We start from the raw sequence: 13,884 nt of genomic DNA, 5'->3' as shown, positions 1-13,884 counted from the left end.
AGCGCCTCTTCCCCCGTGGATACTGCGGCCGTCGCTCGGCACCTATGCTCGTACGGCAATGCTCGGTTCGTGATTCGTGGTGGCACAGCCGATTACAACTGGGGACGGAGCGGACAAAAAGGGGGGCTGGTGCAAGCAGACGAACAACCGGCCGGTTCCGGTCGACGGTTACGAGTCTGTTGGCGTTCACTGCTGTTCGGTTGTGGGGTATTGATTCTGGCACTGCCCCTGGTGGTGAACAATCGCCTCCTCGCCCTGTGCACGCTGTTCGCCTCGGTCACCATCGCACTGGTCATGATCGGCGCCGGTGTGCACCGCTATCGGCCGCGATTCCCGCTGCCCTGGTATCTGCTGTCGGCCTCGGCCGTGCAATTCACCATAGGCACCACCCTGCGCGAAGTCACCGACTGGCACCGCCATCCATTCGACGATCTGTTCACCCTCAGCGGCTACTGCTGTATCGGCGCGGCCGCCGTGCTATGGCTGCGGCCGCGACAGAACAGTACCGATCACGATCTGCTGCTGGATTCCGGCCTGATCGGACTCGGTGCGGCACTGCTGTCCTGGACCTTTCTCATCTCGCCGATTCTGCATCGCGCACACGGCTTCAATTTCACCACCGCCACCGCGATCACCTATCCGGTGGTCGACGCCTTCCTGCTCACCGTGGTGGCGCATTCGGTGGTGACCTCCGCGCGCTCGGAAACCTCACTGCGCCTGGTGTATCTGGCCATGCTGGTGATTCTGGCGGGCGATCTCGGCTACAACCTGGAGACGGCCGGTTCGGCCGAACTGGGCCGCCAGATCCTGCTGCTGCCATTGCAACTGGCGTACACGCTGATCGGCGCGGCGGCGCTGCATCCGACCATGGTCATGCTGGGCGGGCCGCGCGATATCCATTCCCATCGCTCCCGCCAGCGCGCCAGCATCATCGCCATCGTGATGATCGTGGCCTCGCTGGTACCGGTGGTGGGCTCCAGCCTGAATCTGCTGGACCGCGTCGTGGTCTCCTCACTATTCGCCCTACTACTCGCCGGCGTGCTGCTACGCAGCGAACGCGCCATCGAACGCAGCGCCCGCAGCGAACGGCGCGCGCAGTACCAGGCGGACCACGATATGCTCACCGGCCTCCTGAACCGCGCCGCTCTGCTGCGGGCGCTGCATCGTAATCGGGACCGCTGGGGTGATCAGCCGCTCGCGCTGCTGTTCATCGATCTGGACGGGTTCAAACGGGTCAATGACAATTGGGGGCATGCGGTCGGCGATGAGTTGATCGCCAATGCGGCGGCCCGTATTCGCCGCATCATCCGGCGCGATGACGCCGCCGCGCGTTATGGCGGTGACGAATTCGTGGTGCTGGCCCCGCTGGGTCGTCAGCAGGCGCTATTGCTGGCCGAGCGGCTATTGGCCACACTCGGTGAACCGTTCGAACTCAGTGCCGCCGAGGTGCGCATCGCGGCCAGTATCGGAATTGCCTGCAGCGGCCCGCGCGGGGCCGATACCACGGTGTATGAGCTTCTCCGCGAGGCGGATTCGGCTATGTACCATGCGAAGGAATATTCGCTGGGGTACGTTTTCCATGCTGATCTCAGGCATGGTCACCCGGAGTCCGGACCGCGTACGTGGCACCGGGAGTCCGCGGTCTGACATCGTAATTGTTGTCAACGCACGGATATTCGGGTACTTCAATGAAGATTACGACCAGTCGCTATCGACTACTCACCGCGACCGGGGCCGCCTCGGTCGCACTCGCGCTCGGCGCGGCGGGAGCCGCCAACGCGGCTCCGCTGGAGCTGGAGAACACGCCCGCGGTGTCCGCGCCAGTGGGCACAGAAATCGCCATCGGCACCGGATCGCTCAATACCGGATCGATCGGAAGTGGTTCGGCCACAGGTGGTTCCAGTAACCCTTACGCGCCGTACACCGGCTCGGGCAAGGGCACCGGATCCTCCGGCTGGGGCGACAGGATCGGTCGAATGGGACCGAATATCGCCGCCGGTATCGATAACTTCCTGCGCGGGCTGGGGTTCCGGCCGGGCAACGTTCCCGCTGCTCCGGACGCGGAACCTCCTGCGGCGGAAGGCTAGCCGGCGAGCTCGTCGAGCAGCCGCCGGGCGTTCTCCAATTCGGCCTGCAGCTGCTCGACCTTGGCACGCTGTGTCAGTCGTACCGCCTCGAGCACGCCGTCGACCACCTCGGCGACCTCCGGGTGCAATAGCTTGGCGGCCTGCGAGACCGCCGAACCCGGTACGGACAGGCCCTTGATGGTGCGCTTCTTGCCATTGACCACGTCCAAGGTCCACTCGCCGTCGGCGGTGCCGCTGAGCGTCACCACGACTTCGGGTTCCTTGGGCTTCTTCGCTGCGGCCGCGTTGCGCGCGGGGCGCGATGCGGCGGCGGCCGGTTTGGGCTTGGCCGCCTCGGTGCTGGTTTCGGTTGCGGGAACAGCTGTCTCGGGCTTGGGCGCGGCGGGCGCGCTCGGCGGAGTAGCGGCAATGGTCGCGGTGGGTGCTGCGGGCGACGGCATCGTCACGGTGGGGTCCTTCCTGGTTGCCGTTTTCTGTTTCGCACCGGCGGCGGGCTGCTGCCGGGCCGGTTTGGTCAGGGTCACCTCGGTGGGGCCGAACGAAAGCACATCTTTGGAACCGGTCGGCTTCACCTGCAGAAAATCACCCTCGGACGGATCACCGAGTGAGATCACCTTGCCGGAACGGCCTTCCGGTACTCCGACCGCTGCCGCCGTGAACCACACCATCGGCGGACGGCCTGCATCGATCTGCTCGGCGATCTGCCGAATCTCTATCTCCGACAAGGGCTGTGGCTTGGTGCTACGGGACGACATGGGACTCTCCGGGCGGACGGTTGGACATCAGCGTGCACAGAGCATGCCCCATGGCACCGACAAATCCACATCCGGAGAATTCGCACCGCCACCGACGCACTGGTCAGTGAACGTTTAGCTAATCCGACTCGTGCGGCCCACCGAGCATGGCCGGCGGTCCGATCGTAGGCGCAGAGCACCCCGTGCGCGCAAGTTTCCGAGCTGTCGGCCCCTCGAACTCGGAGCTGTCGGCCCCTCGAATTCAGAGCTGTTCCACCCCGCGCAGCACACAGCGCACGCTCTGCGGGCGGGTGACCGGATCGAGTTTGGTCTCGGTGGTGAAGTCCTGGGTGGCCCCGGCCGCCACGGTCACCTCGGTGCTGGTGCGTTCCAGCACTGTGGATTCCGCGGTCAGGAAACTGATCACCACGAGGTACCGGTGCTCCACCTGATCCCGGTTGCTCACCACCGCGGTGGCCTCCCAGCCCGCCGAGGTGCCGCCGCAGCCGGTGACGAACGCGCTGCGCTGCATTTCCGCGGTGCTGTGTTGCGCTTCGGCCTTATCGGCGCCCTCGACTCCCGGCGTCGGCGTACCCGCTCGCGCACACCCCGCCAGCACAGCCGCGCATCCACCTAGAACACCGACGAGCCTCAGGTAGGGGGCGATCATGAATCTCCCTTTCCACCGCGCACTTCTGTGCAACAAATCAGCCGTGCGGTAAACCAGCGCCCCCGTAACACTGTTGCCGCTAATTAGCCGCGCGCAGAGATTACCCCAGTTGACGCGCGTGTCGTCACATGACGCGGCAGGCGTGTCGCACCGGGGGCGGAAGTTCAGTTCGCACCCAATACCTCCAGCACGCGACGGGCCTGGTAGTCCGCCCCCAACTGGTTCGGATGGAAGGGTACGGCCAGGCCGACCGGCGTGCCGGAGAACGGGATCAGACCTTCCACCCACCGGGTGCCGACCGGCTCGCAGGCATCGTGACCGGAACTGCCGGTGTAGGTGTCCACGAACTCGACACCGCTGGTCGCGGCCACCCGGGCGAGCATGTCGTGCAGTTCGATGAGCTTGCCGCCCAGCCAGATCGCGTCCGGATCGGAAATCGGGATCATCGGGAAACAGCCGCCGGTGACGCCGATGCCCTCGAAGTAGTCCAGCAGCAGAATGCGCGCGTGCGGGGCACGCTCGCGGATCCCCGCGAGTACGGCGGCCACCCGCGGCTCGGCCCGCGCGATATTCGCCGACATCCGGTCCACCCCGTTCACGACCATCTCGTCGAGACAGGGCGTGGCGCGCGGATCGGCGGTGACGCAATCGGAGACGGTGGCCGCCAGATCCGCGTCATTGCCGCCGATTTCGAGGGTGACCAGATCGGTGGACTCGCTCAGTCGATCGAATTGCGGTGGGTTGCTGCCGAATACGGAGGTCTGCGGGGAGGTCATATTCACCGTCATCGCACCGCCGCAGGTGGCATCGCGGAATACCGGAACCGCGAGCGCGGCGGCCACCTGCTTGGCGTAGTTGCCGATGCTCTGCACACAGTGCAGCGGGGTGAACGCCGTGGTCACCTGACTCAGGGTGGCATCGGCCGCCCATGAATCCCCCAGCGCCACATACTCGTTCAACGGTGTGTGCACCTCGGGTTCGGCGTGCGCCGCGCCGACCGGCAGCACCGCCGCGACCGCGGCGGCCGCCACCAGGGCATGCGAGATCCTCAAGTCATTCTCCCCTTGACCGACACCCCGACAGTGAACTGGACCGTTGTTCAGATTGCTCTGCCGAGAACATAACAGCGGTCCGCGTCACGCGTGCGGTGAAAGTGGAGAATTCCCGGGGGCTTCAGCCGCGGTCAACCCTCAGACGCGCTCCCCCGAGGTCAACAGCGGCTCGGCGTGCTCGCGTTCGTATCCGAGCAGCACATCGTGGGCGACCTCGCCGTCCACCACCGTGACCCGGCTGAAGACCGGCGGATAACCCCGGGCCATCACCGTGTACCGGCCGTCGGCCAGATCCGGGACCACATAGTGGCCGGTGTCGTCGGTGCGGGTGACGGCGATGAGATCGCCCGCTTCGTCCAGGACGGTGATCTGGGCGTCCGGAACCTTGTGTCCCGCATCGGTGCTCGCCGATCCGGCCAGTACGGCGCGGGGCAGCAGTTCGACGTCGTGGCGGAGCATGCCGGAGTCCGGGACGGTCAGCGTGACGGCGGTGGGGCGCATATGACCGGCCACCGCGACCAGGGTGTAGTTGCCCGCCAGCACGCCGCGGCAGACGTACGCGCCGTCGGCCGTGCTGACGGCGGAGGCGACGACATCGCCATAGGTGTCGGTGAGGGTGACCGAGACATCGGCCAGCGGAGCACCGCGGCCCGCCGCGCGCACCAGACCCGAAACCTCGCCCGAACCGATCAGCGCGATATCGAGTTGATGCGGGCGGCGCGCGACCGTAATGGTCACCGCCGTCGGCTGATAGCCGTAGGCGGAGACGATCAGGACATAGCCGCCCGCGCGCGGCGCGCCGATGGCGTAGGCCCCGTCGGCTTGGCCCAGGGCCCGCGAAACCTGATGTCCGCGTTGATCGATGAGGGTGAGCACCGCATCGGGGATCGAGGTGCCGTCCTCGCGGTGCACACAGCCGGAGATGGCGATCCCGGCCGGCTCGACGATCCGCAATTCCTGCTCGGGCTCCGCGTCGGGGACGGCCTCGGGTTCGGGTTCGGGCTCGGTCACGACGCCCGCTTCGGCCGCCGCCGGGGACGGCATGTCCTGCAGCGGAATCTCTTTCATGAACATGAGCACGAACGCGGCCAGCACCGCCACCGCGCCCGCCACGTAGAACACCCCGGCCATGGCATCGGTGAAACCGATCAGGATCGGGGATCGAAGCTGTTCGGGCAGCGCGGCGATCCCGGCGGTATTGCTCTGGATCCGGCCCAGCTCTCCCGCGTCGAAGCCGGGCGGCAGCTCGCCGCCGAACGCGCGCAGAATGCGCTTGGGCAGCAGGTTGAACAGGATGGTCAGGAAGATCGCCACGCCCAGCGTGCCGCCCATCTGGCGGAAGAAGGTGGCGGCGGCCGTCGAGACGCCCATATCCGAACGGGGACCGGCGTTCTGGGTCGCGATGACCAGGGTCTGCATACAGCCGCCCAGGCCGAAACCGATGATGCCGCAGTACAGCAGCGGCTGCCACAGCGCGCTGTCGTAGTGCACCCGGGCGAACAGCACCGAGCCGATGGCGATCACCAGTGAGCCCAGAATCGGCAACACCTTGTAGCGGCCGGTGAATTTGGTGACCAGCCCGGCCAATTGCGCGCCGATCATGATGCCGACCACCAGCGGCAGCATGAGCAACCCGGCATTGGTCGGCGAATAGCCGCGCACCACTTGGAAATACAGCGGCACCAGCACGATGGCGCCGAACATGGCAACGCCCACAATCAATCCGCCGATGATGGCGAGGCTGAAGGTGCCATTGCGGAAGAGCCGCAATGGAATCAGCGCGGCATCCTTCATCAGGAATTCCACGATCAGGAAGAGCACGAATCCGCCCGCGGCGATGCCGTAGCAGAGCAGCGCGCGATGGCTCTGCCAGCCCCAGTCCCGGCCCTGCTGGGCGATGATGAGCAGCGGCACCGTGGCGGCGGTCAGCGTGATCGCACCGAACCAGTCGGTGCGGATGCGCTTGCGCTCGAACGGCACATTGAGCACCCGGGCCACCACCAGCATGGCGAGGACGCCGATGGGGACGTTGACCAGGAACACCCAGCGCCAGCCCTCCAGGCCGAGCAGGTGATCGGCATTGGAGAAGAAGCCGCCCAGTACCGGGCCCAGCACGGTGGCGATACCGAAGACCATCATGAAATAGCCCTGGTAGCGGACCCGTTCCCGGGGTGGCACGATATCGCCGATAATCGTGAAGGCCAGCGACATGAGCCCGCCCGCGCCGATGCCCTGTACCGCGCGGAAGCCCGCGAGCTGATACATGGTGGTGGCGAAGGTGCAGGCCACCGAACCGAGCACGAAGACCCCGATGGCTATGAGGTAGCAGGGTTTTCGGCCGTGGATATCGGCGAGTTTGCCGTACAGCGGGGTGCTGATGGTGGCGGTGATCAGGTAGGCCGTGGTGGCCCACGCCTGCTGATCGAAGCCGTGCAGGCTGTTGGCGATGCGCACGATCGCCACGCTGACGATGTTCTGATCCAGTGCCGCCAGAAATACACCCAGCAACAAACCGGACAATATGGTCATAATCTGACGGTGCGACAGTGACTCTCTCGCACCGCTTTCCGAAGCCGGCGGGATAACCCGCGGCTTGGTTGGGGCATTAGTCATGTTTGGGGCCCTTGTCGGATTTCGGGTGTCCGTGCAGTGCGGTGCTACTCGAAAAGACCTCGCCATGAAGCAATTCGGGCAGCGTACCCTTGCCGATCCGGCCCCTGACCGGCCACCCCCGCTATGAGGTGGTTACCCCTCCACTTGTGCGTACAGCGGAATTCCGGTGTGGAAGAAGCGAATGAGCTGACCGATCCGCACCGAATGATCCACGCAGTGCCCGAAGTGATGCGCCATCATGGCGATATCGATGGCCATGGCCGACCCGTGCGACCAGCCCGAATCCGCGGCGGCCTCGGCGGCGCGCAGGCGCAGCCGGTCCAGTGCGTCATCGCGCGGCACCAGCACCTGATCGCGCGGCGGATTCTGCGCGGCAATGACTCTCACCACCAGATCCACCAGAGTGGTTACCGCATCGGCGATCTCGGCCAGCATCTCGGCGATCGGCTGCACCGCAACCGGTTCCGGATAGCGGCGCACCACCACATCGGCCACCCGGCTCAGCGCGCCGGCGATGCCGAGCAGATCGTCGGCGATCTGCATGGCCGTCACCACATGGCGCAGGTCGCGCGCCACCGGAGCCTCCAGGGCCAGCAGGATGACCGACCGGTCCTCGCACTTGGCGTGCTCGATCTGCACCTGTTCCTCGAGCGCGAACACCTCGTAGGCGGCGGTGAGGTCACAGCCCTCCAACGCCACCGTCGCGCGCTCGGCCGCCTCATGGGTCAGCCGCGCCATATGCGCCAGCTCATCGGTCAGCGCCATGAGCTCGATCGAGAATTTCGTCCGCACTCGCATATCTTGTCCGCCCACCCGCACAACTGCACAATATCGCGGGAAAAGCATTCCGCCCGAATGCGTCTCGGCCATGTCACCGGAAAATAACCAACCGACCAGTCGTATTCATTGCCCGGGCACCGGTGCGTCGTATCCGGAAAAGCGCCCGGGGTACCCGACACTGGGGCGGTGGCCGAGACCTCCGTGTCCATCGAAACCCCGTCCCCGGCGAGCCGCATGCCGACCTGGCTGCCCCGCGCCATGGTGCTCGCCTTCGCCCTGCTCGGGGTGTTCGAGCTGGTCAATTGGGCCGCACACGAATTGATCGGGATCGCCGTCATGATGACGGTGGCCTTCTTCATCTCCCTGGCCATGGAGCCCGCGGTGGACGCCATGGCCGGGCGCGGGATCAATCGCGGCATCGCGACGGCGGTGGTATTCCTCGTCGTTTTCGCCTGCACCATCGGCTTCCTGGTGACGCTCGGCATTCTCATGGTGGAGACCGTCGGTAATGTTCTGGACGAATTGCCGCGTCTGCTGGACGAATTGGTGTCCTGGGTCAATCACACCTTTCACCAGGATTTCACCGTGCATCAACTCCGGGACCGGCTTTTCAAGGACTCCGATGTCATCAGCTCGTACGCCGAGCGCGCCGCGAACAATGTGTGGGGACTGTCCAACACCGTGCTCGGCGGCTTCGCGCGGGTGGTCACCATCGCGCTCTTCAGCGTCTACATGACCGCGGACGGGCCCAAGCTGCGCCGCTCGCTGTGCTCACTGCTGCCGCCCGCGAAACAGGGTGCGGTACTGCACGCTTGGGATCTGGCCATCGATAAGACGGGCGGCTATCTCTACTCCCGGGCGCTGCTCGCGGTGATCTCCGCCGTCACGCACGGGGCGTTCCTGTGGTTGATCGGATTGCCGAACGCTTTCGCCCTGGGCATCTGGTTCGGCGTCGTCGCCTCGTTCGTGCCGACCATCGGCACCTATATCGCGGGCATTCTGCCCGTGCTGGTCGCGCTGACCATCCGGCCCATCGACGCGGTCTGGGTGGTGCTGTTCGTCGTTGTCTACCAATGGATTCAGGACTATGTGCTGCAACCGCGCATCACCGCGCGCACGGTCGATGTGAACCCGGCCGTGGCGCTGCTGTCGGTCATCGTGGGCGGCGCGCTGCTGGGCGCGGTCGGGGCACTGCTGGCGATCCCCGCGACCGCGACCCTGCAGGCGTTCCTGAGCGAATACGTGACCCGGTACGACGTCACCGAGGATCCGCGCATCGATCGCGTCAGGCGGGGGCAGGCTCCCGCGCCCGATCCCGCGAACGCGCCGTCCCCAGAATCGAACCCAGAATGACCAGCGGGAAGCCGATCGCCATACCGGCGGTCAGCGGCTCGCCCAGCAGGCTCACACCGATCAGCAGGGCCACCGCCGGATTGATGTAGGTGATGACGGTGGCGCGCGCCGGGCCGACCTCACCGATCAGCGCGAAGAACACCACGAACGCCAGCGCGGTGCACAGCAGGCCCAGCCCGACCACCGACCAGGTGGCATCGGCCGGGAAGTGAGACGGCCTGCGCCACACCGCGAATGGCAGATAGATGATCGCGGCGAACACCAGCGAGGCGGTGACCACGCCGATCGGCGGTAGCTCCTTGAGTTTGCGATCGATGATGATGGGGCCGAAGGCGTAGCCGACCGCGCTCACCGCGATGGCCGCCAGCGCACCGATATTCGACACATCGATATCGAGACCGACCAGCGCCGCCACACCGCCGATGCCGATCACCAGACCGGTGACGCGCCGCGCGTCCAGGCGCTCATGACCCAGCCCGGTCACCACCACGACCGCGATCAGCGGTACCGCGGCGAGCAGCAGGCCGACCGTGGAACTGGTCAGCGTGGTCTCGGCGGTGCCGATCAGCAGCCAGGGTCCGGTGATCTCCACGACGGTGTACACCAGCACCCACTTCCACTGCCGCAGCACCGGTAGCAGCACCTTGGCGTACAGCGCCACCGGCAGCAGCACCAGCGCGCCGATGGCGGTGCGCCCGAAGGCCACCACCACCGGATCGAAATCACCGACGGCCACCCGGATCATGGCGTAGGGGACGCCCCAGATCACGCCCATGGCGAGGAACAGCACCCAACCGCGCTTACTCACCGCTCACCTCCGCCGCACCGGTACCGCATGGCGAACACCTCTCAGTCGAACCACTCCGGGTCGCCGCTCGCGATCAATTCGGCGAGCACGGCCCGCTCCTGGAAAGCCTCCCGGAGCAATAGGCCCAACCGCCGCAGGGCCTCCGCGTCTTCCCCGTACGCGACGAAAGTTCCGGCCTCGGGATCCAGGCCGAATTTTCCGTCGAGTTCGGGAGCGCGGGTGGCCACCGCGGACCGGGCGACACCGGCCCAGGCGTAACCGCCGCACTCGTAGCCGGACTCGGCGAAAACCTCTTCGAGCTCGACCATATGACTGTCCGACAGCATGAGGCAGTAGTTGCCGGGGTTGTGGTCGTATTCGAAGAACACCAGCGGGGCGAAGGTTTCGCGATCGGTCATAGCGGCGAACCTAGCGGGCGACACCGACAGGCGAGATGCGACGGTACGCGCCGCGCGCGCACTAAAGTTCGCACATGTCGACTTCCGAGCGGGTGGACGGTGCAGATGCGGCCGAAGCGGGGCGGGCCGCGCGTAAGCAGGCGACGCGCACCCAGCTCGGCGAATGGCGACCCGGACCCGATCGCGCCGATCCGATCGGCATTCTGGAACAGCAGGCCACCACCCGGGTGCCGGAGCTGGTGCGAATCCGATACGCACGCATGGCCGCCGGACAGTTCCCGTTCTACCGGGGCGCGCCCGCGATCATGGCGGCCGATCTGGCCGCCGGACCCGATACCGGGCTCACGGTGCAGCTCTGCGGTGACGCGCACCTGTCCAATTTCGGGCTGTTCGCCTCACCCGAGCGCGCACTCGTGTTCGACCTCAACGATTTCGACGAAACCCTGCCCGGACCGTTCGAATGGGATGTGAAGCGGCTCGTCGCCAGCGTCGCGGTGGCCGCGCGCGCCAACGGCTGCTCCGATGCCGAGGCGGGGACCGCGGCCATGGCCGCGGCGACCGCGTACCGCGAGGCCATGGCACAGCTGGCCACGCTCGGCGAGACCGAGGTCTGGTACGAGATGGTCAATGCCGAGGACGCCGCCGCGGTGCTGCGGCCGCAGGACCGCAAGACCGTCGAGAAGGTGATCAACAAGGCCAAGACCCGCACCAGTCTGCAGGCCCTGGACAAACTCACCGAACCCGGGCCGGACGGTCAGCCGCGCATCAAAGCCGATCCGCCGCTGGTGCTGCCGATCTCGGAAATCGAAGAGGCGGACCTGGATTCGGTGCTCGCGGACTATCGCGCCAGCCTGCCCGAGGAGCGCCGGGTGCTGCTGGATCGCTATCAGCTGCGCGATCTGGCCATGAAGGTGGTCGGCGTCGGCAGCGTCGGCACCCGCTGCTTCATCGCACTGCTCACCGGGCACGCCACCGGCGACCCGCTGTTCCTACAGGTGAAGCAGGCCGAGACCTCGGTGCTGGCGAATCATCTGCGCGCCAGCGTATTCCGGCATCAGGGCCACCGCGTGGTGCACGGCCAGCGGCTCACCCAGGCCGCCGGTGACATCTTCCTGGGCTGGGCCACCGGCCCGAACGGACTCTTCTACTACTGGCGGCAACTCCGGGATATGAAGGGCTCCATCACCATCGACGATATGAGCGCCGAACAGCTGGCCAAATACGCCAACCTGTGCGGGCGCACCCTCGCGCGCGGCCACGCCCGCTCCGGCGACCGCATCGCGATCGCCGCCTACCTCGGCAGCGGTGACGTATTCGACCGCGCCATGGCCGATTTCGCCCTCGCCTACGCCGACCAGACGGCCACCGACTACGCCGCCCTGCTCACCGCCATCGATCTGGGCCGTATCGACGCCGCCACCGCCTGACGCCCGGCGGGGATCAGGCGGCGGGAATCGCCCGGGGCATCAGGTGTTTGGCGAAGAGCCGGTGGATTTCCAGCATGACGTACTGCGGGCGCGCGCCGTCGTGGTCGGCGACGGTGAGCAGGTGGGCTTCCAGGAGTTCCTCCAGCGCGGCGGCCGGATCGGCGAGGCCGGGCAGGGTGACGGTGCTGAAACGCTCGCGCGGGGACAGGGTTGCGCCCAGATGGTGCAGCGCCCGGGTGGCGGACGGGCCGAGGCGGCGCACGGTCGAGGTGATGCCGTCGCGGATATCGGCTGTGCCGTAGGCGAATTCGCGCAGGCGGCGCTGTTCCTCGGACATCCTCCCGAGCTGCTGGGTAATGGTCCAGTCCGGGCGGGCGGCCAGCCGGGAGCCGACCGCGTGCAGGGCCAGGGGGATGCCGGAGCAGCAGCGGATGAGCGCGGTGGTGGCCCATTCCTCGGCGGCGACCCGGTCCGGGCCGACAATGGCGGACAGCATCTCCAGGCTCTCCGCCATCGGCAACTCACGCAGTACGACGGTGCGAAAAGACTTGGCGGGCAGCATGAAACGGCTCGTGATCAGCGTCGCGCTGCCGCGGCCCGGTGCGAGCAACGGAGCCAGTTGCGCCGTCGAGGCCGCATCGTCGAGCACCACCAGCACCCGCCGCTCGGCGAGTTCGGCGCGATAGCGGGCCGCGCGGGCGGGCAGATCGGCCGGTAGCGCGGCCGCCGGTACGCCGAGCGCATCCAGCAGCAGCGCCACGGTCTGCGCCGGATCCGCGGGCGTGGCGGTCGAACCGCCGAGTTCGGCTCGCAGCACGCCGTCGGGGAACTGGTCGGCGACCAGTTCGGCGACGCGCACGGCCAAGGCGGACTTGCCGATTCCCGGACTGCCGGTAATCAGGACCGGTCGCGCTGTCGTGCCGGAACGCTCGGCCAGCGCACAGCGGACCTGTTCGATCTCGGCGTTCCGGCCACGGAAACCGTTCGGGGCCAAGACATCCGGGCCGTGCGCCGCTCCCGATGCGGAGTCCTCGGCGACCGCGCGATCCGGCCCGGGCGCTGATGTCGCCTCGGGTTCAGGGGTCACCTCGGCCGCCGATGTCACTCCGGGGGCCACGGTCACCTCGGCTGCGGACGCGGTGGACTCGACCCGGGGTGCGGACTCCGATCTCGGCGCGGCGGTCTCGCCCCGCGAAATCGCCTCGCCCGGAGCGGTTTCGGTGGCGCGCAGCAATTGTGCGTGCAGTTCTCGCAGGCGTGGGCCCGGATCGACGCCGAGTTCGGTGGCCAGGGTGCGGCGCAACCGGTCGTAGTGCGACAGCGCTTCCGCGCCGCGGTTGTCCAGGTGATACGCCCGCAGCAGCCGCTCGTGCAGATCCTCCGCCAGCGGATGCTCCAGCAGCGCCTTGCGTAGATCGGCGGCCACCGGTTTCGGATTGCCCAGGCGCAGTTCGGCATCGGCCCATTCGGCGATCACCTCGTGGCGCAATTGCCGCAGGCTGTCTCGAAAGCGCCGCACCCAGTCGCTGTCCAATCCGGCCAGCGGTTCACCGCGCCACAGCGCGAGCGCCCGGCTCAATGTTTGCGCGCGGGCGGGATCGTCGAGAGCCAGCGCCCGGGCCCGGGCGACCAGATCGCGGAAGACGGACAGGTCGATGCTGTTCGGCGGCGCTTCCAGCCGATAGCTGCCGTGCACCCGGCGAATCTCCGGGGTCGCGCCCGCGCGGCCGCCCGCGGTCCGCAAAATGCGCCGCAACCTGGTCATATAGGTGTACACCGAATTCCGGATGGTCTCCGGTGGAGCGTCCCACACCCGCGCGACCAGGGTGTCGGTCGAGATGGTCTGATCCGGCTCGGCCAGCAGCGCGGCTACGATCCCGCGCTGTTTGGACGGCCCCAGATCGACGATGCGGCCATCCACCAGCAACTCCACGGAGCCCAGCAACCTGAATTCGATCATAT

The 13,884-nt window shown here is 67.1% G+C and carries 12 protein-coding genes; 4 read left to right on the top strand and 8 right to left on the bottom strand.

All coding sequences use genetic code 11. From position 1 onward, the window contains the following. Positions 1-210 precede the first annotated feature (210 nt). Together ACFC0O_RS36125 and ACFC0O_RS36120 are read left to right on the top strand one after the other, a co-directional pair. Positions 211-1,647: a diguanylate cyclase domain-containing protein gene (locus ACFC0O_RS36125; RefSeq protein WP_375966120.1), complete on the top strand. Its 1,437-nt coding sequence runs from the start codon at positions 211-213 to the stop codon at positions 1,645-1,647. A gap of 41 nt (positions 1,648-1,688) precedes the next feature. Further along, the gene (locus tag ACFC0O_RS36120) at positions 1,689-2,087 is read left to right on the top strand and encodes a hypothetical protein (RefSeq protein ID WP_375966118.1); all 399 of its coding nucleotides are present in this window, start codon (positions 1,689-1,691) and stop codon (positions 2,085-2,087) included. On the opposite strand, the gene ACFC0O_RS36115 is transcribed toward ACFC0O_RS36120, so the two are convergent. From ACFC0O_RS36115 to ACFC0O_RS36095, 5 genes are all read right to left on the bottom strand, one after another. Next, positions 2,084-2,842 (bottom strand): DUF6319 family protein, encoded by a 759-nt coding sequence (locus tag ACFC0O_RS36115; RefSeq protein WP_375966115.1) that lies wholly within the window; start codon positions 2,840-2,842, stop codon positions 2,084-2,086. The two genes, ACFC0O_RS36120 and ACFC0O_RS36115, sit on opposite strands and share 4 nt — an antisense overlap. Positions 2,843-3,083: 241 nt before the next feature. Then, on the bottom strand, positions 3,084-3,491 hold the full coding sequence (locus ACFC0O_RS36110; protein ID WP_364639271.1) for a hypothetical protein: 408 nt from the start codon (positions 3,489-3,491) through the stop codon (positions 3,084-3,086). Between the two features lie 164 nt (positions 3,492-3,655). Further along, on the bottom strand, positions 3,656-4,543 hold the full coding sequence (locus ACFC0O_RS36105; RefSeq protein WP_375966112.1) for an SGNH/GDSL hydrolase family protein: 888 nt from the start codon (positions 4,541-4,543) through the stop codon (positions 3,656-3,658). Between the two features lie 138 nt (positions 4,544-4,681). Then, positions 4,682-7,156 carry an MFS transporter gene (locus ACFC0O_RS36100; protein WP_375966109.1) on the bottom strand — a complete coding sequence of 825 codons (2,475 nt, stop codon included), beginning with the start codon at positions 7,154-7,156 and terminating at the stop codon, positions 4,682-4,684. A 132-nt stretch (positions 7,157-7,288) separates the two neighbouring features. Further along, positions 7,289-7,948, bottom strand: coding sequence for a phosphate uptake regulator PhoU (locus ACFC0O_RS36095; RefSeq protein WP_375966107.1), 660 nt, complete (start codon positions 7,946-7,948; stop codon positions 7,289-7,291). 174 nt (positions 7,949-8,122) lie between these two features. On the opposite strand from ACFC0O_RS36095, the gene ACFC0O_RS36090 reads away from it, so the two are divergent. After that, on the top strand, positions 8,123-9,289 hold the full coding sequence (locus ACFC0O_RS36090) for an AI-2E family transporter (RefSeq protein WP_375966105.1): 1,167 nt from the start codon (positions 8,123-8,125) through the stop codon (positions 9,287-9,289). Here the strand turns inward: ACFC0O_RS36090 and ACFC0O_RS36085 are convergent. Together ACFC0O_RS36085 and ACFC0O_RS36080 are read right to left on the bottom strand one after the other, a co-directional pair. After that, positions 9,222-10,097: a DMT family transporter gene (locus tag ACFC0O_RS36085; protein WP_375966102.1), complete on the bottom strand. Its 876-nt coding sequence runs from the start codon at positions 10,095-10,097 to the stop codon at positions 9,222-9,224. The genes ACFC0O_RS36090 and ACFC0O_RS36085 overlap by 68 nt on opposite strands. A gap of 41 nt (positions 10,098-10,138) precedes the next feature. Beyond that, positions 10,139-10,495, bottom strand: a complete 357-nt coding sequence (locus ACFC0O_RS36080) for an Imm51 family immunity protein (protein ID WP_375966100.1) — start codon at positions 10,493-10,495, stop codon at positions 10,139-10,141. Positions 10,496-10,569: 74 nt separating this feature from the next. Here ACFC0O_RS36080 and ACFC0O_RS36075 point away from each other — a divergent pair, with 74 nt between their 5' ends. Continuing rightward, complete coding sequence (locus ACFC0O_RS36075) at positions 10,570-11,922, top strand: DUF2252 domain-containing protein (protein WP_375966097.1); 1,353 nt, start codon at positions 10,570-10,572, stop codon at positions 11,920-11,922. Between the two features lie 13 nt (positions 11,923-11,935). Here the strand turns inward: ACFC0O_RS36075 and ACFC0O_RS36070 are convergent, their stop codons facing one another. Next, positions 11,936-13,882 carry a BTAD domain-containing putative transcriptional regulator gene (locus tag ACFC0O_RS36070; protein WP_375966094.1) on the bottom strand — a complete coding sequence of 649 codons (1,947 nt, stop codon included), beginning with the start codon at positions 13,880-13,882 and terminating at the stop codon, positions 11,936-11,938. Positions 13,883-13,884: the final 2 nt, after the last annotated feature.

Source organism: Nocardia sp. NPDC056100, assembly GCF_042266325.1.
In the GTDB taxonomy this organism is placed as follows: Bacteria; Actinomycetota; Actinomycetes; order Mycobacteriales; family Mycobacteriaceae; genus Nocardia.
Note: the sequence above shows the minus strand (reverse complement) of the source record. Positions and strands in the feature narration are given on the sequence as shown.

Bases quoted from the DNA above. Each gene is read 5' to 3' on its own strand.
- ACFC0O_RS36120 (WP_375966118.1), top strand. From the start codon at position 1,689: ATGAAGATTACGACCAGTCGCTATCGACTACTCACCGCGACCGGGGCC.
- ACFC0O_RS36115 (WP_375966115.1), bottom strand. From the start codon at position 2,842: ATGTCGTCCCGTAGCACCAAGCCACAGCCCTTGTCGGAGATAGAGATT.
- ACFC0O_RS36110 (WP_364639271.1), bottom strand. From the start codon at position 3,491: ATGATCGCCCCCTACCTGAGGCTCGTCGGTGTTCTAGGTGGATGCGCG.
- ACFC0O_RS36100 (WP_375966109.1), bottom strand. From the start codon at position 7,156: ATGACTAATGCCCCAACCAAGCCGCGGGTTATCCCGCCGGCTTCGGAA.
- ACFC0O_RS36080 (WP_375966100.1), bottom strand. From the start codon at position 10,495: ATGACCGATCGCGAAACCTTCGCCCCGCTGGTGTTCTTCGAATACGAC.
- ACFC0O_RS36075 (WP_375966097.1), top strand. From the start codon at position 10,570: ATGTCGACTTCCGAGCGGGTGGACGGTGCAGATGCGGCCGAAGCGGGG.
- ACFC0O_RS36070 (WP_375966094.1), bottom strand. From the start codon at position 13,882: ATGATCGAATTCAGGTTGCTGGGCTCCGTGGAGTTGCTGGTGGATGGC.